Consider the following 22680-nt stretch of genomic DNA (forward strand, 5'->3'; position numbering starts at 1 on the left):
GGGGGGCACTGGCATCAGTTGAATCAGCTGATGCTAAGGCCCCTGGATTCCCCCGCATAGACCGGCAACGCTATCTTGCCCGATGGGTCACGCTGGCTGACAAGCCCGATGATGGCCTTCACGTCACTGACTTTCCCGGGCGCGACATCGATCATCATCAGAGTGCGGCCACGCTCTATATCGTCGTGAAAACACGCGAGGTGATGGTTCTCCTGATTGAGACCAATCAGACACCCTGCCCAACCCAACAACAATCCGAACAACAGGACCAGCGCGAGCTGACCGCTGACATCCGTGGGTGCCAGGCCCAAACTGCCGGAAAGCATCAGCAGCAAACTGCCCAGCCCTAGCCCCAGCATGAGCCCCTGACTGCCCCGGTGCACAATGTCCTGGCGTGCCAGATAGGACGCGCTCCTCAACTGATGAACCGACAACCCGACTTCGTCCTGGCTGAGTACCTGGACGTAGGTGTTGTGCAGTGGGTAATGGGCCAATTCCGTGGCAATGTGCTCGGCGTGCTCAATGTCATCCGTGAGGTAATAGATACGTTTCATGATGGCCTCCATCCTTAGTCGGAGCTGGACGTAAGGTTGTACCGCGTTTACTCTCCGACGTCCGTTTATGTTGGTGAGCATTTGTCACAGCAGATGACCAGAACCTCAAGTAGTTTCTCAAGTAAGTGCGCCTTGTTCATCGCCAAAAACTGGCCAGAGCCCGCATCAACGGCGGCTGGACGCCGTACACTGGACATTCTGGATCTGTGCCGGGAAGCCGGTTATCAGATCCACATCGCCAGCCCGGCAGACGCCTCACCGTTTCAACACGATCTGACAGACCTGGGTTATCAGTCGCATTCCATTGCGGTCAACGACAGCGCTTTCGATGCCTGGATCGCCTCTCTGGCCCCCCAGTTGGTGATCTACGACCGGTTTGTCATGGAAGAACAATTTGGATGGCGGGTCCGGGAGCAGTGTCCCGACGCCGCAACCCTGCTCGACACCAGCGATTTTCACACGCTTCGCGAAGCCAGGCACCAGGCCGTACGTCAACACGACCGCGAAAACACCCCGCCCCCCTGGCCCGCGCCCGACCTCTTTACCGCAACCGCCGAACGCGAACTGGCGGCCATGGCTCGATGTGACTGTGTTGTCATGATCTCACGGGTTGAGATCGACCTGTTGCAGTCGGTCTTCAAGGTCCCGACTGAACGTTTGTTGTACCTGCCTTTTCTGATTCCCGACCTGCCCGACCCCAATGCCTGGCGATCTTATGCTGACCGCCAGCACCTGATGATGATCGGCGGCTTCAAACACGCGCCAAATAAAGACGCGGTTGCGTGGTTCAGGCAAACCGTCTGGCCACTGATCCGACCTCAACTCGCCGGGGTTGAGTGCCACGTGTACGGCGCCTACGCCGACCATGCCGTGCAACAGTGGCACGCTCCCCGCCAAGGCTTCTCAATAAAAGGCCGGTGTGACAACGCTCTGGAGACGCTCTCTCACTACCGACTGAACGTCGCGCCTCTGCGCTTTGGCGCCGGACAGAAAGGCAAAATACTGGAGGGCTGGTTATCCGGCACCCCCACGGTCACCACGCCCATCGGTGCCGAATCGATGGTCGACAGCGATGCCCTGGGCTATCCGCTCAGCGATGAACCGGAGCAACTGGCCGCCACCCTGGTCCAGCTGTACAGCAACCAGAATGACTGGACAAGAGTACAGACCTGCGGGCACGACGCATTGGAACAGGGGTTTTTGAGAGAGCACCACGCACCCAGGTTCATTGCAGCACTGCATTCTTTGCAAGATAACCTGACGCACATCCGCCACCAAAACCTCTGGGGGCGGATACTCTGGCAGTCGCAACACCGGGCAACCGAATACATGAGCCGCTGGATCGAAGCCAAGAACCGGCCACCCAACTGAGCGGTATGGAACGCCGGTGAACGCCTGAACACTGACCAGATAGGCAGACTCAATCGCCTCGGGACTGGACTTCCCGACTGACTGTGCCAATGTTAGGCGTTGTTATTCATTCGTTTTCATCGGGAGGGCCCATGACCGACTCATTCAACGCCCGCGATACGCTCACTGTTGGCGATCAGCACTACCAGTTTTACAACCTCAATGCGCTGGCAAAAGACTACGACATTGACCGCCTGCCTTTCTCGCTGAAAATCTTGCTTGAGAACCTGTTGCGCAAAGAGGACGGCAAGAACGTCACGGCCGCCGACATTACTGCCCTGTGTCAGTGGGATGCCAAAACCGAGCCAAGCCATCAAGTCGGTTTTTCACCCGCCCGCGTGGTGTTGCAGGATTTTACCGGCGTTCCAGCCGTTGTAGACCTGGCCGCGATGCGAGCGGCGATGCGCGAGCTCGGCGGCGACCCGGCGCTGATTAATCCGCGCAGTCAGGTGGACCTGGTGATCGACCATTCGGTCATGGTTGATTTTTACGGCCAACCTGACTCCCTGGCCAAAAACACCGAACGTGAATTTGAACGAAACGCGGAGCGTTATCAGTTCTTGCGCTGGGGCCAGCAAGCGTTTTCCAATTTCCGGGTGGTCCCGCCGGGCACTGGCATTGTGCATCAGGTCAACCTGGAATACCTGGCCGATGTCGTCATGACTGAAGAGAAAGATGGCGAAACCTGGGCGCTACCGGACACGCTGGTGGGAACCGACTCCCACACCACCATGATCAACGGGTTGGGAGTATTGGGCTGGGGGGTCGGCGGCATCGAAGCCGAAGCCGCCATGCTCGGACAAGCCATTACCATGTTGATACCGGAAGTCATCGGCTTCAAATTCACCGGTCAGATGCCCGAAGGCACCACCGCCACCGACCTGGTGTTGACCGTGACGCAAATGCTGCGTGAAAAAGGCGTGGTCGGTAAATTTGTCGAATTCTATGGCGATGGACTCGACAACCTGCCCCTTGCAGACCGTGCCACCATCGCCAACATGGCGCCCGAATACGGCGCCACCTGTGGCATCTTTCCCATTGATCGGGAAACACTGCGCTACCTTGAGCTGTCCGGGCGTGAGCAGTCGGTCCGGGATCGGGTTGAAGCCTATGCCAAGACCCAGGGCCTGTGGCGGGATACTGGCGCAAGGGAGGCTGAATACAGCGACACCCTGACCCTGGATCTGGGTACCGTGGTACCCAGCATTGCAGGCCCCAAGCGGCCCCAGGACCGCGTACGCCTGAGTGATGCCAGTAGCGCCTTTGACCAGCTACTTCAACACGACGCCGATACCATCTCTACCGATAAAACCCCTGAACAGGGTCGCTTTGAAGGCGAAGGCGGCCAGACGGCTGTAGACAGCGTAAACCTGCGTGACCGCGGTGCCGTTGAATATGAAATAGACGGTGAAAAACACCTGCTCAAACACGGAGCCGTCGTCATTGCCGCCATCACCAGTTGTACCAATACATCCAACCCGGCGGTCATGGTCGCAGCGGGCCTGGTGGCCAAAAACGCTCACGAACGTGGCCTCACCGTTAAGCCCTGGGTAAAAACATCGCTGGCCCCGGGGTCTCAAGTTGTGCCGGCGTACCTCGAAAAAGCCGGCGTCATGAAACCGCTCGATGCCCTCGGCTTCAATATCGTCGGCTTTGGCTGCACCACCTGCATTGGCAATTCAGGCCCACTGCACCCGGCCATTCAAAACGCGATTCGCGCAGGCAGCCTTAAAGTTTCATCTGTTTTGTCCGGCAACCGCAATTTCGAGGGTCGTATCCACCAGGATGTGCCGACCAACTATCTCGCCTCGCCTCCTCTGGTCGTCGCTTATGCACTGGCGGGCTCCATGACGGTCGATCTGACTCGCGAGCCCCTGGGCACCGGAAAAGACGGCCAACCGGTTTACCTGAAAGACATCTGGCCCAGCCAGCATGACATCGCTGAAACGGTGCAATCCGCATTGGGATCGGGCCTGTATCAGGAAAAATACAAGGATGTATTCTCCGGCACCCAGGCCTGGCGGGAACTCCCCGTCCCCAGAGACGAGATCTACAGCTGGCCAGAGTCTACCTATGTCAAACAGCCGCCCTATTTTGAGGGCATGTCAAAAACGCCCAGCGCGCCCGGGGCAGTGGACAATGCACGGTGCCTGGTAAAAGTCGGCGATTCGATCACCACAGACCATATTTCCCCGGCCGGTGCCATTAAGCCCGACAGCCCCGCAGGGCGCTACTTACAAGAGCAAGGTGTCAGCACGGAAGATTTCAACAGCTACGGTTCGCGCCGGGGCAACCACGAAGTGATGCTGCGTGGCACCTTCGCTAACGTGCGCCTGCGCAACCAAATGGCACCCGGCACTGAAGGCAGTTGGACCAAACACCTACCCAGTGACGAGATCATCAGCATCTATGATGCCGCCATGCGCTATCAGCACGACAACACCCCCCTGGTCGTACTCGCCGGTAAAGAATACGGCACCGGCTCCTCCCGGGACTGGGCCGCCAAGGGCACCAATCTGCTCGGTGTTAAAGTGGTTATTGCGCAAAGCTACGAGCGCATTCACCGGTCCAATCTGGTTGGTTTTGGGGTCTTGCCCTTGCAATTCATGGAGGGTGAGTCGGTTGAGAGCCTTGGTTTGACCGGAGAAGAGTCTTTCTCAGTCGAGGCTTTGCAAGGCGAACCGGAGCAGGTCACCGTTCATGTGAAGGATGCCAGTGGCACGCAACGCAGCTTTGAGGCCCGAGTGCGAATCGATACTGCCGTCGAGTGGGACTACTACCGGCATGGCGGTATTCTGCACTTTGTCCTGCGAGACCTGATCAACTAAGCACCGGGAGCATTCGGACCCAGACGGGGATAACCCATCACTGCGGGGCAGACCGGTTCTGCCCCGCGCCCAACTTGGTCTGGTGGCTTTCTGGCGCCAATCAGAGACTGAATATTGACAGCTCACCGGCTTTTTTCGACAAGACTTGGCCACAGGTCATATTTTTGACGATTACACCCCTGTTTTTAGAGGTGTATCACACTTTTACCCTCGACTGCATCACAGAGTTAGTCATCATGCGTCATCCATAATACCCTGCATTTACGATTATGGTGTCGACAGAACCTACATGTTTATAGACGGACTGACAGAACAGGAAAAACAGCAACTCGCGGTGTTCTTGCGCGAACGCGACCATACGCCTTTTATGGTGATCAAACACGCCTATGCTGCAGCCCAATGCCAGCGCCGCGGTGTAGATATCCACCCGATTGACCTTAAGTACCTGATCCTGCTCGATGAAGCCATAGCCGAGCTTCATGGCAAGCACCGGATTGGCAGTGCCCTTATCTACGACGAGCCCCGCACCCAGGCTGGCCAGGATCTAGCCTAGGCGCACAAGCCACTTCTGCCATCAAGCAATAGTTTAAAGCGATCATATTTTTTAACATGATACTATTAGGCTATCAAAGGGTTTAACTCCTTTCATTCGCCCTCACCTCTGTACTGTAAGACACTAGTCCTGAACATTCTTAACAGAAGGAGGTGCCCATGAGTACCAACGCAATTGGATTGAACACGGCCAGTGCAGAAAAGCTGGCCTCAGGCCTGAACGAGCTGCTGGCAAATTATCAGGTGTTCTACATGAATGCCCGTGGCTTTCACTGGAACATCAAGGGTGAAAACTTCTTCGAGCTGCACGTCAAATTTGAAGAGTTGTACACCAATTTGCTGACCAAGATTGACGAAGTCGCAGAGCGCATTCAGACGCTGGGGCACGAGCCCGTGCACAGCTACAGCAAATATCTGGAAAGCGCCAGCATCAAGGAACAGACCCGGGTACGCGATGGGCGTGCTGCCGTAGGGCACATTCTGGAATCCTATCAGGCTATGATAGGCAAGCAACGCGCCTTGCTGTCGTTGGCCCAGGACGCCAGCGATGAAGGCACAGCAGCCCTGATGGGCGACTACATCCGCGAGCAAGAAAAAGATGTGTGGATGTATCGGTCTTACCTGGGCGAGTAAGGCACTGGCCCCAAAAGCAGCCTGATCCCAATAATCGGGCTTTCACTGACCCGGGCAGCAATGCCCGGGTTTTTTACTTTTACCTTGATCAGCCTGAAACAAGCTGGTATTTATAACCGCTGGATGCCATGGAACTGGCCCTCAGGTGCTGTCTCGTTCAAGCCCTTTGTACTGCTTCGTCATTCTACCCAGTCCAACCGTCGTTCTGTTGTGCAACAACCCGATAAACCGTCGCGCGGCACCGATGCGTCGCTAATGTCATTGTGCGTTCAAAGGAGTGAGCCCATGCAATACCCGTCACTGGAATCCTTACGAGGGCTGGCCGCCATTATGGTTGCCCTGATACATTCGAGTTTTGTCGTCGCTACTTACCCACCCCTGGTTGAACAAGCCTCAATTTTTGTTGATTTTTTCTTCATTCTCTCGGGCTTTGTCATGGCCCTCGCTTACGCAGACAAAATAGACCAGGGGCTTAGCTTCAAGTCTTTTACCCTCCTTCGCTTTGGACGCCTGTACCCATTGCACCTGTTTATGCTGCTGCTTTGGCTACCTTACATTCTCCTGAAAGGGTACGCCCATTTTGAAATGGGCCTGGGGGGAAACCCATTCGACAAAAACAGTCTGAGCAACTTCCTGGCGAACCTGTTTCTGGTGAACGGCATGGGGGTCACTGAAACACTCAGCTGGAACTACCCGGCCTGGAGCATCAGTGTTGAATTCTTTACCTATCTGGTATTTTTCGCATTCATTGCCACTACACCGAAAGACCGGAAACCCTTACTTTATTTGCTGGTCAGTCTGTTTTCTTATGCATTGCTGTATATGCAAACCGGTTCATCACTGCTCAGTGCAGACCATTTCGGTTTTCCGCGCTGTGTCGCTGGCTTCTTTTTGGGTGCCTTTGTATTTACGCAAACACAAGGCAAGCGTCTAACACTAAAGCCGATGGCCAGTCACCTACTGGAATCCTCAGTAATGCTGGCCATGCTGTTTCTGGTCTGGAAATCCCACGACGCAAAAGTCATTCAGCTAGCCACTTTTGTCAGCTTCGGCTTATTGATAGGTGTCTTCACACTGCAGGCTGAAGGATGGCTCAGTGCACTGCTATCGACGGCACCACTGATGTTCATTGGCACGCTGTCGTATTCCATCTATATGACACATGCGCTGATTTTCATCGTCATAGACAACCTGACCGAGTATGTCATTGGGTTACCAACCAGTGAAATATATCGGGTGGGCATGGGCTCGCTGCAAGTGTTCAAAACGCCCTATGCCGGCCTGATAAACTTGCTGGCACTGGCTCTGGTAGTCGCCTTTTCCTATGGGACCTATACCTTGATTGAGAAGCCATGGCGAGCCCGGTTCCGGCGCTGGGCACTCGAACGAAAATCATTATTAAATCCAGGCTAAAGCAAGGCCTTTTTAATAGGCGAAGCGAGCCTCGACCGGCAAAAGAGGCCGGCTGGCTTGCCCGCCTCCTAAAAGCATTCTATGATGCCGCCCACAAACAGACGGTTATTGGTGTACGGGAAATCAGTGAAAACCTGATGCTGCCCCCGCAACGGTAACAGGACGGGCACGGCAACCAGCCACTGCGCAAGCGGGAAGGCGCCAAGCCAAAGTGGATTCTGCTGAATTTACTTACGTTCTTAAGCCCGGAGACCGGCCAGTGACTGAATACCCTGTTGTTGCGGAGGGCAACAAAGTGGATTTCTGTCATTCGGTCCGACGGTCACGTTGGCTTTGTCGTGACCGCTTGTCAGCCGCTAGACTTGTCCCTTCGTTTATTCATCCAATATGAATGACGAAAGGAACCTCAATGAATCGTATTACGTTTACAGCACCAATACTGCTGCTGACATCTGCACTGCCTACAACGGCAGTCGCTGAAGATGTCGTCGTGACAGCCACCCGATATGAAACCCCGATAACTCAAACCCTGTCGGCCGTTACGGTACTGACCGAAGAAGACCTGAAGCGCTATCAGGACGACGACCTCGGCACCCTGCTGAGCCGACTCGCCGGCGTCGGCCTGGTCAATTCAGGCAGCCTGGGTGCCACCAGTAATGTGTTGCTCAGAGGGACCTCGAGCAGTCAGGTTCTGGTGCTGATCGATGGCGTACCGTCAGTCAGTGCCTCCACCGGGCAAACGTCTTTCTCCAGCATCCCCTTATCGAATATTGAACGCATAGAAGTGGTACGCGGGCCGGTATCAAGCCTCTATGGCGCCAATGGCATCGGTGGGGTTATTCAGGTGTTTACCAAGTCACCGGCCAAAGCCAATGACGATGTCTATGTGACGGGCAGCTACGGCAGTAATAATTTCCGTCGAGTCGGTGCAGGCTTTCAGTTTTCAACCGATAAAACACGGGCAGCTGCAGATATCTTCTACACCGGTACCGATGGCTTTGACAGTACGACACTGACCTCAGACTCCAACAAAGACGCCGATGGTTTCAGTCAGTACGCGGGCAACCTCTCGGTGGATACCCGCCTGTCCGATGACCTGCTACTCGGGATAAACCATATTCAATCAAGCAGCAAGGCCCATTACGACTCGGTCTGTTACACCGGCTTCACAGCGACTGAAATTGACTGGCAAACCCAGACTGAACTGGTCAACTCCTCCCTGTCACTGGACTACGATCTGTCTGGCACTACACGATTCAGTACTCGTATCGGCCGGTATGTAGACGACAGCGTCAACAGCGACGGGGATGATTCGGCCAATGACACCCAGTTTAAAACGACTGGCTATACAGCCAATGCTTTAGCCGAACGTAACCTGGGCGACGTTACTGCCATTCTCGGACTCGATGTCGATAGCGTCGAACTGGAATCGACTACCAATTACGACGAAAACGAACGTCTGAATACCGGTATTTTTACCAGCCTGGCCACCTATGTCGGCGATTTTGGGCTCCAGGGCAGTCTGAGGTTCGACAACAACAGCGCCTATGACACCTACACTACCGGAACGCTCGGCGCATCCTACCTGGTTAATGACTCACTGGAATTGATCGGGTCAGCTGGCACTGCCTTCAGAGCCCCTAGCTTCAACGAACTGTATTTTCCAGGCTACGGCGATGAGAACGTAGAACCTGAAGAATCCCGGAGTGTTGAGTTGGCCCTGAGGCAGTTTACTGTGGGTGGCGAGTGGCGTCTCAGCGCCTATCGGATAGACACCACCAACCTGATCGGCTCTGACCCGAACACCGTCACAGCAACCAACATCAACGAAGCCCGCATTCACGGTCTTGAACTGGATGTCACCCAACAATTCGGCGCCTTCGATCTCGCTGTGAACTCCACCCTGACGGATGCGCGAGACGCAGATGATGAGCGACTCAACAATCGCCCTGAATGGACACTCTTTGCCGCCCTCGGCTACGATTATGGACAATGGCGATTTAATACGGACCTGCAAACAGAGAGTGGTCGTAAAAATGGTGCTGTTGCACTGGGCGACTATGCCATTCTGGGTCTGGGCAGTCGGATCAGCCTGAATGACAGCAGCACGTTGAGTGCCCGTGTGGACAATGTACTGGATGAAGACTATGTCACCAACTACGACAGTTCCTCGGACTCCTACTACAACACCCCCGGCCGAAGCTTCAAGTTATCAGCCAAATATCACTTCTAGTATGGCTCTTAAAATGAGGTTCCGATGAAACCTGCCTGGCTTGTCGCAGTTACCCTTTCAGTTGCAGCCCATATTGCACTGATTGTGTGGTTGCCTGGCCAGGCATTCGTGTATGAACCCGAATCAAGCGGCAACATTTCTGTCAATCTGATGCCGCTCGCAGCTGCGCCAGTGAATAACACAGTCAACGAACAACAACCGTTGAGCCGTGAATCAGCCACCCCTCAAACAGTGAATCAAACGCTGAGACCGGAACCCCAGACAGAATCGACAGTTCAGACTGAGAAAAACACTCGATCTGCGGTGGCAGCCACAGAAGAGACGCCCCGGCTGACTCTGCCAAACGAGCAAGAACAGGAACAGGAACAGGAACAGGAACAGGAACAGGAACAGGAACAGGAACAGGAACAGGAACAGGAACAGGAACAGTCTGAGCCCGTTAAGACAGCGGTCAACAATGATTCGCTCACAACGGGTACATTACCCCTATCACCGGGGCCACCTTTGCCAGAATCATCAGGGACGGAGATTGTTCAAACAGAAGACCAGCGTGAAGACGTGAAAATCTGGCTACAGGAAGCCTTATCCAGGCAGATGACCTACCCCGCGCTGGCTAAACGTCGTGGCTGGGAGGGTTCCGTTGAGGTGAGCATTGAAATGTATCCAAATGGTGACTTTACGGCTGACATTCTGACCCCGGCACACCGGGATATATTTAATGAAACCGCCCTGGCGGCATTGGAAAGCATCATTGTCAGTTCTCACTATTGTTGTCTGGACAAAACGACTCGCTTGGCAATGACAATTGAGTTCCAACTCAACTGAGCTGCAGCCGTGAGCGACCAGAATTTGATGAAACCGACACCAACCTCTAACAGGCCGCTGAAATTCGCAGAACTTCAGTCGCCTGCTACTGGAACATGTGGTCCGACAATTCGAAAGTTCCAACGAAATCGATGACGGCTAAGTCATTAATTTCGGGAGATACGCAATCATCACATTTTTTGGATATCGTGTTTTGGAAAAGCAGAGTGCCTTTTTCAACAACCTGCTAAACCGGCACAACGCCCGGTTGCGAAATCTCACACACCAGTGCACTGAGCTTGTGCCAGGGGTCACCGGCAGCACGCCCTTTAATGGTGGCATCGATATCACCGCACAGGATCAGACACCGTTGCCACAACAGGGCGTCACCACGACGCAAAGCAACCTGATAGGGCCCCTGCCGTTTATCGAAGATGCGCAGCCGTTTGAACACGGCGGGCATTGGCTGGCCCATGGCCTGGGCGTCCGCCAATTGCACCAGATGGCGCAACTCTCGCGCCAGCACCCAAAGCACGATGGGGGCCTCAATGCCCTCGGCCGCCAAGCCAGACAGCACTCGCTGGCTGCGGGCAAGATTGCCGTTGAGTACGGCGTCGGCCAGGTCGAAAATGGTGAATCGCGCACTGTCAGATACCGCCTGCACCACGGTTTCCAGCGTCAGTGAAGTACTGTCGCTGACCAGTAGCAGCTTGTCGATTTCCTGTCGCGCGGCCAGCAAATTGCCATCTACCCGGTCGGCCAGCAACGCCAGTGCATCATCGTCGATCTGCAAACCATGCTGCTGCAATCGCCCACGTAACCAGGCCGGTAACTGATGGCGCTCTATCGGCCAGATGGGCACCCACCAGGCCGTATCCGTGACACTGGCAAACCACTTCGCCTTGCTTTGGGCTGCCTCTATTTTGTCAGACACGATCAACAACAGGTTATCCGGATTGGCATTCCCGGCGTAGGCCACCAACGCTTTTCGGCCCGCGTCATTGAGTTTTCCGGTCAGTCTCAGTTCGAGTAACTGCCGGTCACCGAACAACGACATCGACTGATTCGCTTCGTACAGCTGGTTCCAGTCGAACTGAGCATCCGCATGAAATACCTGACGCTCGGAAATGCCCGCCTGTCGGGCCGCTGCCCGCACCTGGTCGCCCGCCTCAAGCACTAACAAGGGTTCGTCGCCACTGAGCCAGATAATGGCCGGCAGGGTTTGCGTCAGTTGGTGAGTCAGTTGCTGAGGAGACACTTTCATCCGCCGGACTCCAGCGCTAACAGATCTTCCCCGGTCACGGCTTCCAGTTGATCCAACACCAACAGCGCGATCCGGTTACGCAGTATCTGACGACGCTGCTCGCGGACGTCATCATCGTCTTCCGTCAAACGGGACTCTACCCGGCTGACCCGCCGGTTGATCACCGCCCGGTCAAATTCGTTGACCAGGCTCCATTCAACTTCCAGCGTGAGAATGATGGTTTCATCCAGACTGACTTCAGAATACGTTTCGCGGTGCAATCGCAACAGAGTCCCGGACGGAGCGGTTTGCAACTCCAGACCATAGAGGGCAAAGGTGCCACGCAGGGTCTGGTACAGCTCGTCAGCGTCGACCTGAGACTGCCAGACCAAAGGGTTCAAACCCTCCGCCAAGCGAAACTGCCCCTTCAACTGATAACCACAGCCGACCAAAAGGCCCAGCATTAAGCCAATGGTCAGGCTGCGTAACAGCCCGATTCGATTCAACAGCGCCTTAATTGGCAACGATGTTCACCAGTTTGTTGGGCACGACAATGACCTTGCGCACGGTAACGCCCTCGGTAAAGCGCACTACGTTGTCATCCTCCAGGGCCGTGCGTTCAATCTCTGCCTTGTCGGCACTGGCTGGCACCTCGATGCGGCTGCGCACTTTACCATTGACCTGAACCACATAGAGCAGCGAATCTTTCACCAGGGCTGACTCGTCTGCTGTGGGCCAGGCTGCGTCGATCACCAGACCCTGATGGCCCAACGCCTGCCACAATACCTGGGTAACGTGAGGAGCAATGGGGGCAAGCACCAACACCGCCGTATCCAACGCTTCTTTAACAACCGCGCGACCCAGTGCGTCTTGCGCTTCAAACCGGTTGATGCTGTTCAGCAACTCCATGACTTTGGCAATAGCCGTATTAAAGGTTTTACGCTCACCAAAGTCGCTGGTCACGCCTACAATGGTTTCGTGAGTTTTACGACGCAGGGCTTTCTGGTCTTCGTTCAACGACTGGCCGCTCAGGTCCCCGCAGTCTCCCGCTTCGATCAGGGCATGCACTGCCCGCCAGAGCCGCTGCAGAAACTTCTGGGCCCCTTGTACACCCGACTCGGTCCACTCCAGAGTCTGATCCGGTGGCGCGGCAAACATGGAAAACAACCGCACGGTATCAGCACCGTATTGCTCGATGGCTTGTTGCGGGTCCTTGCCGTTATTCTTCGACTTGGACATCTTCGCCATACCAGCATAAACCACTGCATCGCCAGACGAGGCTTCCACACCGCCCAGTACCTTGCCTTTTTCGTCGCGTTGAACGTCGACGGCTGTCGGTGACACCCAAACGCGCCCGTTTTCGGTTTCCTTGTACCAGGTATCGGCCAGCACCATGCCCTGACACAACAGGTTGGTGAAGGGTTCGCTGGACTTAACCAGACCCTCGTCGCGCATCGCTTTATGGAAGAAGCGCGAATACATCAGGTGCATGGTGGCGTGTTCTATGCCACCAATGTACTGATCAACCGGCAGCCAATAGTTGGCCTCTTCGGGTTCAAGCATGCCGTCGTCGTATTCCGGTGTGCAGTAGCGCGCGTAATACCAGCTCGATTCCATGAAGGTATCGAAGGTGTCGGTATCTCGCTTGGCGGGCTGGCCCTGCCAGGTTGTGTCTTCAAACGCCGGGTTGTTCTTGATGGGCGAATTAGCGCCGTCAAAGACCACGTCGTAGGGTAACTCGACCGGGAAGGTTTCCGAAGGCTTGGCCTCACCATCGACATACACCATAGGAACGGGCGTACCCCAATATCGCTGACGGCTCACACCCCAGTCACGCAGCCGGAAATTGATGGTAACTTCGCCTTTGCCCCGGGCTTCAAGGTCACCGGCAATACGTTCAAAAGCCTCGGCGGAGGTCAGGCCATCATAATCGCCGGAATTAACCACCACACCTTTGTCTGTGAACGCTTCCTGACTTAAATCGCACTCGGCTTCGCTGCCCGGCTCGGGTTTAACCACCTGTTTTTTGGGCAAACCGTACTTGGTCGCAAATTCCCAGTCGCGCTGATCATGACCGGGCACAGACATAACGGCACCGCTGCCGTAGTCCATCAACACAAAGTTGGCAGACCAGATCGGGATCTCTTCTCCGGTCAGCGGATGAATCGCCACTAACCCGGTATCACAGCCCTTCTTCTCCATCGTGGCCATATCAGCCTCGCTGGTGGTCATGTTCTTGCACTCGCGGATAAAACTCGCCAGGGCATCACTGCCTTCAGCCGCTTTTGACGCGAGCGGGTGCTGAGCAGCGACCGCCATATAGGTTACGCCCATCAGGGTATCCGGGCGCGTTGTGTAAACCTCAAGCGTCTCGTCACTGTCCTTCAACCCGAACGAGAGCGTTACACCCTGAGACCGGCCAATCCAGTTACGCTGCATGGCCTTTACTTCATCGGGCCAGCCCGGCAGGTTGTCGAGTTCACTCAGCAGCTCCTCGGCATAGGCCGTTGTCCTGATGAACCACTGATCCATTTCCTTGCGCTCAACCGGTGTGTCGCAGCGCCAGCAGCAACCATCGTGAACCTGCTCATTGGCGAGCACCGTCTGATCCACGGGACACCAGTTCACCGGCGAGGTTTTCTTGTACGCCAGGCCTTTCTCCACCAGCCGGGTAAAGAACCACTGCTCCCAGCGGTAATACTCGGGCGTGCAAGTGGTAACTTCGCGATCCCAATCGTAGGCAAACCCCAGCATTTTGAGCTGGTTGCGCATGTAATCGATGTTTTCGAAGGTCCACTTTGCCGGTGCAACGCCGTTCTGAATCGCCGCGTTTTCTGCGGGCATGCCGAATGCATCCCAACCCATCGGTTGCATGACATTTTTGCCCAGCATACGCTGGTAACGGCTGATCACATCACCGATGGTGTAGTTGCGAACGTGCCCCATGTGCAGACGACCACTGGGGTAAGGTAGCATTGACAGGCAGTAGAATTTCTCTTTGCCGGGCTCAACCCGGGCTTTGAAAACCTGTTGCTCGTTCCAGGTGTCCTGCACCTGTTGCTCAATGCTGGCCGGGGTATAGGTCGCGTCCATCGGAATCCTGTTGTTTGCGGTGGTTAGTGGGTAAACAAAAAGAATGATACAAAAGAGTCGCTTACAGCGGCGGGCATTAGACCCGAACTGCTAGGATACCCGACCAGCGACGGGTTTTCGACCGGATTTCCCTGCGCTAACGCGGTGATTGATGCTGAAAATGGCCAACCGCTATCGCATTGGTTTGCCCTGAGTGTAAAAATCGGTAACAGTAGTCCTGCACCGTGCCTGTCTTCAGATGCCTGACAGCAGTGCACCAACATTCACTCTGGACAGATTATGGCTTTCAGCAACATTCCAAAACTCAGCCTGGCCCATGCCCCCACTCCTATTGAACACCTGCCACGCCTGGGTGAGCAGTTGGGCACGCAGAACCTTTGGGTCAAGCGAGACGACTGCACCGGCCTCGGGCTAGGCGGCAACAAGACACGCAAGCTGGAATACCTGCTGGCTGAAGCACTCGATACTGGAGCGGATACTGTTCTTACCGTCGGTGGCCTGCAAAGCAATCATGCCCGTCAGACAGCCGCAGCCGCAGCGCGCCTGGGCCTGAACTGTGAACTCATTCTGGAGCCAGTAACCGGAACGCCTGAGGCACTTTACCATCACAGCGGTAACGTCTTGCTGAACCGGTTGTTCGGCGCGACCCTGACGCTGGCCAAACCAGGCCAGGATGGGATTGAGTTGATGCACCAGCGCTCAGCGGCTCTGAGCCAGGAAGGATATAAGCCTTTTTGCATACCGGTCGGCGGATCCAACACCACGGGCGCACTCGGGTACGTGGAATGTGCCCGGGAGATAGCGGATTGGCAATACCGCAATGACATCGAGTTCGATCACATCATTCTGGCCACCGGCAGTGCAGGCACCCAGGCAGGCTTGTTGGCCGGTGCCGCCTTGTTTGACTTGTCGGCAACGATCAGAGGGTTTTGCGTCAGCCGGGCCGGTGAAGCACAGTCAGAGCTGGTTCTCAGCCTGACCCGACCGCTGTTCGACCGCCTGGGTCTGTGCGACGACGCTCTGCCCGCGCGTATTGTTACCGATGGCGACTACGTCGGCCCAGGCTATGGCATCGAAACAGAAGGCATGAAACACGCGGTGCGGGTCACCGCAGAAACAGAAGGCCTGCTATTGGACCCTGTGTACACAGGCAAGGCCATGCACGGCCTGTTCGATAGTTACCACAGTGGATTCTTTGGCCCCGATGACCGGGTGTTATTCATCCATACCGGCGGCGCACCGGCGTTATTTGGCTACGAAACCGCCCTGTTCGGCGACTGAGCACCCGCTGGACCAGGTAACCTGAGCCGGGGGTAATGGATATTGCACGTATAACGGCTCGTATAACGTTACCCGAAACCGCCCTTCTTAAGCACGACAACGTCCCGATCTGCAACTTCCCAGGTCACTGCCCCCAAGTACTCGGCTAACCAGGCAAACGTCGCCTCTGAATAGAAGGCAATGTGGGTCGGATCATCCAGGTAACGCCAGCGCGCAAACGCCTCGCGGTCACGCACTCTCTGGGTCTGAACAACCAGCCAGCCGCCTGCCTTCAGTTGCTGCCAGAGGCCCGACAGTACCTCGGCGGGGCTGGCCAGATGTTCAATAACCTCGGTCATGCAGATAAACCGGTAGCAGCGTGTCAAAGCCAGGGTATCCGGGTAGTAGAAAACGTCGTAGAGACTCACAGAATAGCCTGCCTCTTCGAGCATTCCCGCCAGGGCAGGGCCCGGTCCGCAACCAAAATCAAGCCCGGTTGAGCCAACAGGTACCCGGTCGAAGACGGCTTGCCTGGCTCGTGACAGAAACCGCTGGTAGCCTACATCTTCAACGTCGTTTTGGTGTTTATCATATTCCGCTTTTTCTGCGGTTAATGAGAGGTAATGGTTCCTCCCGACGAATACCAACTGACAGTTTGGGCAGCGCCAATAGTCCCTTTGCTTACGGCGGACCCACCATTGACTGTTCAGAGCGTTGCACAGCGGACAGATCGGTGTATCCGGGTCGTCGGTACCCGGCATTGCCATGGGTGATCTACCCGGCAAATCAGACCTCATCCAACCTCTTTCATCTTTGTTCCAATTTGTTGGTCGCAGGTATTCATGCTATCAGTTATTCTTAGAGCAGTGGTAGGGGCTACTGCGGCTGAGTCGGCCTGACGGCACAGAGCGGCTATTTAATGGCTACCACCATTGACCACATTGGCGCATGGCAAGCATAACAACAAGGCTCATCGACCCTAACTTCTGTCATCCAGGGCGAGAGCGCCGAGCCGAAGACACGACTGACAAAGGAACCGAGCACTGTGCTTTATCGACTAGCCTGTGGATTGCTATTTGCCAGCTTGCCCGTTTTACTGCTGGCCCTGCCCATGCAGGTTTATGCCGACACTGTCGAGCCAGACAGCTATTGGATTCAGCAGGCACCCGACTGGTCACCGGCCGTTCTATCCCGCCAATACAGTCAATCTCAGGCGGTATCTCAGACCGGCGTTTCGTTGAAAGGCGGTCATCACTGGCACGTGATTGATGTCTCTTTTACTGAAACGACCCGTCAGGTCATCGATTTTCGTAACTCCTCGGTCATCGCCAACTTTGAACACTGGGTTTTTGATCGCGCCAGCGGCGACCTGATCAGCCGCTTTCAGGGAGGCATTGAGTCCGAGCAGGATAACCCCTATTTTTTGCGCCATGGTCGTGATCAGCTTTTCGAACCCGGTGATTACCAGATCATCACCAAAATGGACAGCCCCTTCTATGTAGCCCAACCGCAGCCCGCCGTATTTGAGCAGCAGGTGTATCAACAGAGCATAAAGGTGGGTAATGCACTAACCCTGATCTGTCAGGGTATTTTCCTGGCATTGGGAATCTATTATTTTGTCCTGGGTACCAGCCGCAGCCGGGCTGCCGACTTACTATACGCCCTGTTTATTACCGGCAATTTCTTTTTTACCGGAGCCTCTCTGCTGGTATTCAGCGATTTGCTCAGCATTCATCAGTTCTACCTGACCAGTTTTCCCATTCTGATTTCAAATACAGCCTACATCGCTTTTGTCATGGTGTTGCTGAACATCAAACCCCATACGTCGCAGTGGTTGTACCGCATCGGCAGCGGCCTGATCATACTGTTCGTATTGGGCTTTGTATTTGCGTTGATTCGGCCCAGCCTGTCGATGGAGATTGATCGCATCGGCGTCGGCCTGTTTGCAATTTACGGATTTACCGCAGGCCTTACGCGGGTGCTGCAAGGCAACAAGACGGCGCGATACTATCTGATTGCGAACGCCGCCTTCGCAATCCCCGCGCTTATTTCTATCGGCGCTTCCAGCCTGCCGGTCGCCGACACCCTATTTCTTGAACACCTGGGCATGTTTGCCGTCTCGATGGAGGTTATTCTGCTATCGCTGGTCATCAGTCACCAGGTGGGGTTGGTCTACAAAGAAAAAGAAGCGGGTCTGCTTGCCACTCAGGAGGCATTGCAAGCAGCCAACGACGCCCTGAACACCAAAGAGCGTTTTCTGGCCAATGTCAGTCACGAACTGCGCACACCGCTAAACGCCATACAGGGGTCGGTTGAGTTGATGGGCCAACAACAGATGCCCGCTGAGACCAGCCGACACCTGGAAGCCATTCACGCCTCGTCCAATTTTCTGGTGTTTTTAATCAACGATATTCTCGATCTGGCGAAAATGAATGCTGACCAATTGGAGCTGGTTGAGGAGTACTTCGACCTTGATGAAGCCCTGGATGAACTGTGCACTATCTACAAAGATGCATTCGACCGGCAACAGATTCGTTTTCTGGTCGATATAGACACCCAGGTGCCGCGTCGCGTTATCGGCGATGCAAACCGGCTGAAGCAGATCCTGGCCAATTTGCTCAGTAATGCCTTTAAATTCACCGTAAAGGGGTCAATCGAACTGTCGGTGTCACAACCCGACTCGAACTGCCTGACGTTTCATGTCACCGATACCGGCATCGGCATTGCCCAGGATAAAATTGAATCGGTTTTTTCGGCCTTTACTCAGGCTGATGCCACCATTTCACGCAAATACGGGGGGACTGGCCTTGGCTTGCAAATCGCATCCAAGCTGGTTGCTCTGATGGGTGGCAAACTGACGGTATTCAGCCAGCCGGATCTGGGCAGCGACTTCCAGTTCACACTGCCCATGCGGGGCGAGCGCGAGGATATCGTCACACTGCCCGTTCGGGTGGGGCTCGTCTGCAGCGATGCAGACCTGAGCAACCTGATCACCAACAGCCTCCGTCGACTGGGTATCGAAATCGAGTACACGCTAACGCAACTCGACGCGTTGAGCGAACCCTTACCAGACGATGCAGAGCACTGGATACTGGTCGCCAGCCAGCCGGATGCCGACTTGTCGAACCGGTTCAGCGGCCACCCCAGGGTGCATTGGCTGGTGAACCGGGTACCGACCGATCTGCCCCTCTGGACACCTCCGGTCAATCTCGAACTTCTGCCTTGTACTCAAGTAACTTTTCGACGCTTGCTCGGCCAGGCAGCGACGGCCCCGGCACCCGCAAAATACCCCTTAATGCTGCGCCGCCTTTATATTGTAGCGATCGATGACAACCCGGTTAACCTCAAGGTGTTGCTGGGAATGCTGACTCGACTGGGCGTAAGCGCCAGCGGATTCGAATCAGCGGAAGAAGGCCTTAACCATGTGTTGTATCGCCAGCCCGACCTGGTGCTAATGGATATGCAAATGCCTGTAATGGATGGCCTGGAAACAACAAGGGCTTTACGTCAGCGTCAGTTCAAGCAACCCGTTATTGCGTTTACCGCCAATACATCACAACGCGACATCGACAACTGCCTGGAAGCCGGCATGAACGATGTGCTGCTCAAGCCCATTAAACTGACACAACTGGAGAGCATGATTCTCAAATGGACCGAGCAGTCTTCGCTGAATGATCGTGGAGGTCGCTAACCGACCGATTTTTAACGCCAGAAAAATGGCCAGGAACAATAGCAATAACAACGAAAAGGAACCGACACTGCGATGAACCCAATCAACAAATGGGGGCTTCTCTGGCCCATACTACTGACGCTGCTGATTCCCCTGGTGGCTGCCTGGTTTGCATACCCGGGTACCCACCTGCCACCCGGCTTCGGTATTTTCCCTCCCATTCAAACTTCACCGGCACCGGGGTTCTCGCTGCCCTATTTTTTAGTGGTTGCCGCCCTGGCCGTTCTGGTTAGCCTGCTCCTGCTGGTACCGAAACTGTTCGGGATTCAAGGTGCCAACCCGGCTCCGCAGGCCCCAAAAAAACCGTTGCCCTGGTGGTTCTGGGTTGGCGCTGCCGTGATGGTGTGCTTCTGGTGGGTGATGTGGGCGCGACCGGTGTGGCTGGGCGACCTGGTTTTCTACGCTTTCTCACCGCTCTGGTGGGGCTTTATCGTCATGCTCGACGGCATCGTATACCACCGCAGCAATGGCAAATCGCTCATGGCCACCAAGCCGGCGCTGCTTATCTTCAGTGCCGTGATTTCTGTTGTCGGCTGGGGGTACTTTGAATACTACGACTATTTCGTACTCAGCAATTGGTATTATCCCAATGGTCACATGACCGCACTGCCCCACTCGGTCATTGTGTTGCTGTTTCTGATCGCTTACACCACCGTTTGGCCCGCCATCTTCGAATGGTTTAATTTGCTGAATTCATTTCCCAAGCTGGTGGCGCGCTATCAGAATGGCCCGGCCTTACCGCTGTCCGGGAATCTACTGATCATTCTGGGCTGCCTGATAATCGGAGCACTGGTGTTCTTTCCCCGACTGATGTTCTGGGGCATCTGGATTGGCCCCCTGGCCGTTATTATTGGCGTCCTGCTGCGCCAGTCGCTGTGGTCACCTTTTACCGCGATAACCCAGGGTAACTGGGCACCTGGCGTATTGATTGCTCTGGCGTCCATGTTTAACGGCTTTCTCTGGGAGATGTGGAATTTCGGCAGTGAACACCCCGACATCGGTTACCCGACTAACCCAAACTACTGGATCTACGACATTCCCTTCGTCAATGTCATTCATATCTTTTCGGAAATGCCATTGCTCGGCTACTTCGGCTATCTGCCCTTTGGCGCATTGGTGTGGGTGTTCTTTATCTGGATCGGCGCCCTGTTCGGGCGAGATACGGATATTTACCTGGATGGCAATCCGAACTGAGAGTGTGTTTGTGTAACCCATAAAAAAACCGGGCTGACAGCCCGGTTTTTTTATGGCGACCCGTATTTATTTCAACGGGCTGCGACCTTTGCTGGCCGCAATGCGCATGCGCAAGGCGTTTAACTTGATAAAGCCTTCGGCGTCTTTCTGATCATAAGCACCGGCATCATCTTCAAACGTCGCTATGCTCTCATCAAACAAGCTGTCGTCTGACTGACGACCTGCGACAATGACATTGCCCTTGTACAGTTTCAGGCGAACCTTGCCGTTAACCCGCTCCTGAGACGCATCGATCATTTTCTGCATCATCAGTCGCTCCGGGCTCCACCAGTAACCGTTGTAGATCACTTCGGCGTACTTCGGCATCAGTTCGTCTTTCAAGTGCGCGACTTCACGATCCAGAGTAATAGACTCGATGGCGCGGTGCGCCTTGAGCATGATGGTGCCCCCCGGCGTTTCGTAACAGCCGCGGGATTTCATGCCCACGTACCGGTTTTCGACCAGATCCAGACGGCCAATGCCATTGTCGCCGCCTACTTTGTTCAGGTAAGCCAGAACATCGGCTGGTGAGGTCGGTTTTCCATCAATGGCGACAATGTCGCCCTTGTCATAGGTCAGTTCAATATAGGTCGGGGTGTCTGGTGCGGATTCAGGGCTGACCGACCAGCGCCACATCTCTTCCTCGGCCTCGGCCCAGGGATCTTCCAGGATGCCGCCTTCGTAGGAAATGTGGAGCAAGTTGGCGTCCATGGAATAAGGCGACTTCGTGCCCTTCTTGTTGAAATCGACCGGGATATTGTGCTCTTCGCAATAGGCCATCAGCTTTTCACGCGAGGTAAGATCCCATTCACGCCAGGGCGCAATGACTTTGACGCCGGGCTTGAGTGCATAGGCACCGAGTTCAAACCGCACCTGATCATTGCCTTTTCCGGTCGCCCCGTGGGCAATGGCGTCGGCCCCGGTTTCATTGGCGATTTCGATCAGTCGCTTGGCGATCAGTGGGCGCGCAATGGACGTACCCAGCAAGTATTCACCCTCGTAGACCGTATTGGCCCGGAACATCGGGAACACAAAGTCGCGCACAAATTCTTCGCGCAGATCTTCGATGTAGATTTCCTGGATACCGAGGGCCTTGGCCTTGGCACGGGCTGGCTCGACTTCCTCACCCTGGCCGAGATCGGCGGTGAAGGTCACCACTTCACAGTTGTAGGTTTCGGTGATCCATTTGGCAATGACCGAGGTGTCCAGGCCACCGGAATAGGCCAGCACCACTTTCTTAATATCAGACATCTTGACTCCCAACGAGTTGGCGGGTTTTTAGGCTGGCCGGAATTTTACGCCTTTGACCCGGGAGATGCCATGGTAGTGGGCTAGCGTTATCCCTTGCTCACTCTTCAAGTTTCGGAGTTCGGATCGCTTGGGTGGCACTGGCCCGCAGCGGCTAACGGGTGAGCCCCTGTGGGGTCGGCGTTAATCCATCCATGGAGCCTAGACTGCAGCCGAGGCGTCGGACCGATCCATACTGCGGACTTCCCCACAGGGGCATACCCGGCACCCGCTGCTAATCTTTCGGGCGAACTTCAATATGTGTATCTCAGCTTTCGAAGTTCACTATAGATTAGCGCCGGGTGGCAGGGCTGCTTTTGCGGGGATATCTGAGGCATGGATGCCGAAGTTAAGCCTACATGGATGTATCCCCGGCGACCCCGCTGGAGCATCCCTGCCATCTGGCG

16 protein-coding genes and 1 riboswitch are annotated in these 22680 nt (G+C 55.2%); of the genes, 10 read left to right on the forward strand and 6 right to left on the reverse strand.

The features are described 5' to 3' along the window. Window positions 1-23: 23 nt before the first annotated feature. Window positions 24-554, reverse strand: coding sequence for a hypothetical protein (locus G565_RS0108205; protein WP_028670492.1), 531 nt, complete (start codon window positions 552-554; stop codon window positions 24-26). A gap of 93 nt (window positions 555-647) precedes the next feature. On the opposite strand from G565_RS0108205, the gene G565_RS0108210 reads away from it, so the two are divergent. From G565_RS0108210 to G565_RS0108240, 7 genes are all read left to right on the forward strand, one after another. Next, complete coding sequence (locus G565_RS0108210; protein WP_028670493.1) at window positions 648-1925, forward strand: glycosyltransferase; 1278 nt, start codon at window positions 648-650, stop codon at window positions 1923-1925. Between the two features lie 131 nt (window positions 1926-2056). Further along, window positions 2057-4792 carry an aconitate hydratase AcnA gene (acnA, locus tag G565_RS0108215; protein WP_028670494.1) on the forward strand — a complete coding sequence of 912 codons (2736 nt, stop codon included), beginning with the start codon at window positions 2057-2059 and terminating at the stop codon, window positions 4790-4792. Window positions 4793-5081: 289 nt separating this feature from the next. Beyond that, the gene (locus tag G565_RS0108220) at window positions 5082-5345 is read left to right on the forward strand and encodes a hypothetical protein (protein ID WP_028670495.1); all 264 of its coding nucleotides are present in this window, start codon (window positions 5082-5084) and stop codon (window positions 5343-5345) included. Window positions 5346-5503: 158 nt separating this feature from the next. Next, window positions 5504-5977, forward strand: coding sequence for a Dps family protein (locus G565_RS0108225; RefSeq protein ID WP_028670496.1), 474 nt, complete (start codon window positions 5504-5506; stop codon window positions 5975-5977). Between the two features lie 285 nt (window positions 5978-6262). Next, complete coding sequence (locus G565_RS0108230; RefSeq protein WP_028670497.1) at window positions 6263-7390, forward strand: acyltransferase family protein; 1128 nt, start codon at window positions 6263-6265, stop codon at window positions 7388-7390. Window positions 7391-7482: 92 nt separating this feature from the next. Further along, window positions 7483-7665, forward strand: a riboswitch (cobalamin riboswitch). 134 nt (window positions 7666-7799) lie between these two features. Beyond that, window positions 7800-9623, forward strand: a complete 1824-nt coding sequence (locus tag G565_RS0108235; protein WP_028670498.1) for a TonB-dependent receptor domain-containing protein — start codon at window positions 7800-7802, stop codon at window positions 9621-9623. A gap of 24 nt (window positions 9624-9647) precedes the next feature. After that, the gene (locus G565_RS0108240; RefSeq protein ID WP_028670499.1) at window positions 9648-10448 is read left to right on the forward strand and encodes a TonB family protein; all 801 of its coding nucleotides are present in this window, start codon (window positions 9648-9650) and stop codon (window positions 10446-10448) included. A 226-nt stretch (window positions 10449-10674) separates the two neighbouring features. On the opposite strand, the gene holA is transcribed toward G565_RS0108240, so the two are convergent. Genes holA through leuS form a run of 3 tightly spaced genes read right to left on the reverse strand, consistent with a single transcriptional unit; the run spans window position 10675 to window position 14763 of the window. Continuing rightward, window positions 10675-11691 (reverse strand): DNA polymerase III subunit delta, encoded by a 1017-nt coding sequence (gene holA / locus G565_RS0108245; RefSeq protein WP_028670500.1) that lies wholly within the window; start codon window positions 11689-11691, stop codon window positions 10675-10677. Next, the gene (locus tag G565_RS0108250; protein ID WP_028670501.1) at window positions 11688-12194 is read right to left on the reverse strand and encodes an LPS-assembly lipoprotein LptE; all 507 of its coding nucleotides are present in this window, start codon (window positions 12192-12194) and stop codon (window positions 11688-11690) included. Before G565_RS0108250 ends, holA begins: the two co-directional genes overlap by 4 nt. Then, on the reverse strand, window positions 12184-14763 hold the full coding sequence (leuS, locus tag G565_RS0108255; RefSeq protein WP_028670502.1) for a leucine--tRNA ligase: 2580 nt from the start codon (window positions 14761-14763) through the stop codon (window positions 12184-12186). The genes G565_RS0108250 and leuS overlap by 11 nt, the downstream gene beginning before the upstream one ends. Window positions 14764-15042: 279 nt before the next feature. On the opposite strand from leuS, the gene G565_RS23470 reads away from it, so the two are divergent. Beyond that, window positions 15043-16044, forward strand: a complete 1002-nt coding sequence (locus G565_RS23470; protein ID WP_037338342.1) for a D-cysteine desulfhydrase family protein — start codon at window positions 15043-15045, stop codon at window positions 16042-16044. Window positions 16045-16112: 68 nt separating this feature from the next. Here the strand turns inward: G565_RS23470 and G565_RS0108265 are convergent, their stop codons facing one another. After that, window positions 16113-16820: a class I SAM-dependent methyltransferase gene (locus G565_RS0108265; RefSeq protein WP_245584151.1), complete on the reverse strand. Its 708-nt coding sequence runs from the start codon at window positions 16818-16820 to the stop codon at window positions 16113-16115. 248 nt (window positions 16821-17068) lie between these two features. Between G565_RS0108265 and G565_RS25930 the strand changes: the two genes are divergently transcribed. Then, window positions 17069-19714: an ATP-binding protein gene (locus tag G565_RS25930; protein ID WP_157600030.1), complete on the forward strand. Its 2646-nt coding sequence runs from the start codon at window positions 17069-17071 to the stop codon at window positions 19712-19714. 72 nt (window positions 19715-19786) lie between these two features. Beyond that, window positions 19787-20947 (forward strand): hypothetical protein, encoded by a 1161-nt coding sequence (locus G565_RS0108275; RefSeq protein WP_028670504.1) that lies wholly within the window; start codon window positions 19787-19789, stop codon window positions 20945-20947. Between the two features lie 66 nt (window positions 20948-21013). Here G565_RS0108275 and G565_RS0108280 read toward each other — a convergent pair whose 3' ends face one another. After that, on the reverse strand, window positions 21014-22237 hold the full coding sequence (locus G565_RS0108280; protein WP_028670505.1) for an argininosuccinate synthase: 1224 nt from the start codon (window positions 22235-22237) through the stop codon (window positions 21014-21016). Window positions 22238-22680 lie beyond the last annotated feature (443 nt).

It is taken from the genome of Saccharospirillum impatiens DSM 12546, from assembly GCF_000423605.1.
Lineage (GTDB): Bacteria > Pseudomonadota > Gammaproteobacteria > Pseudomonadales > Natronospirillaceae > Saccharospirillum > Saccharospirillum impatiens.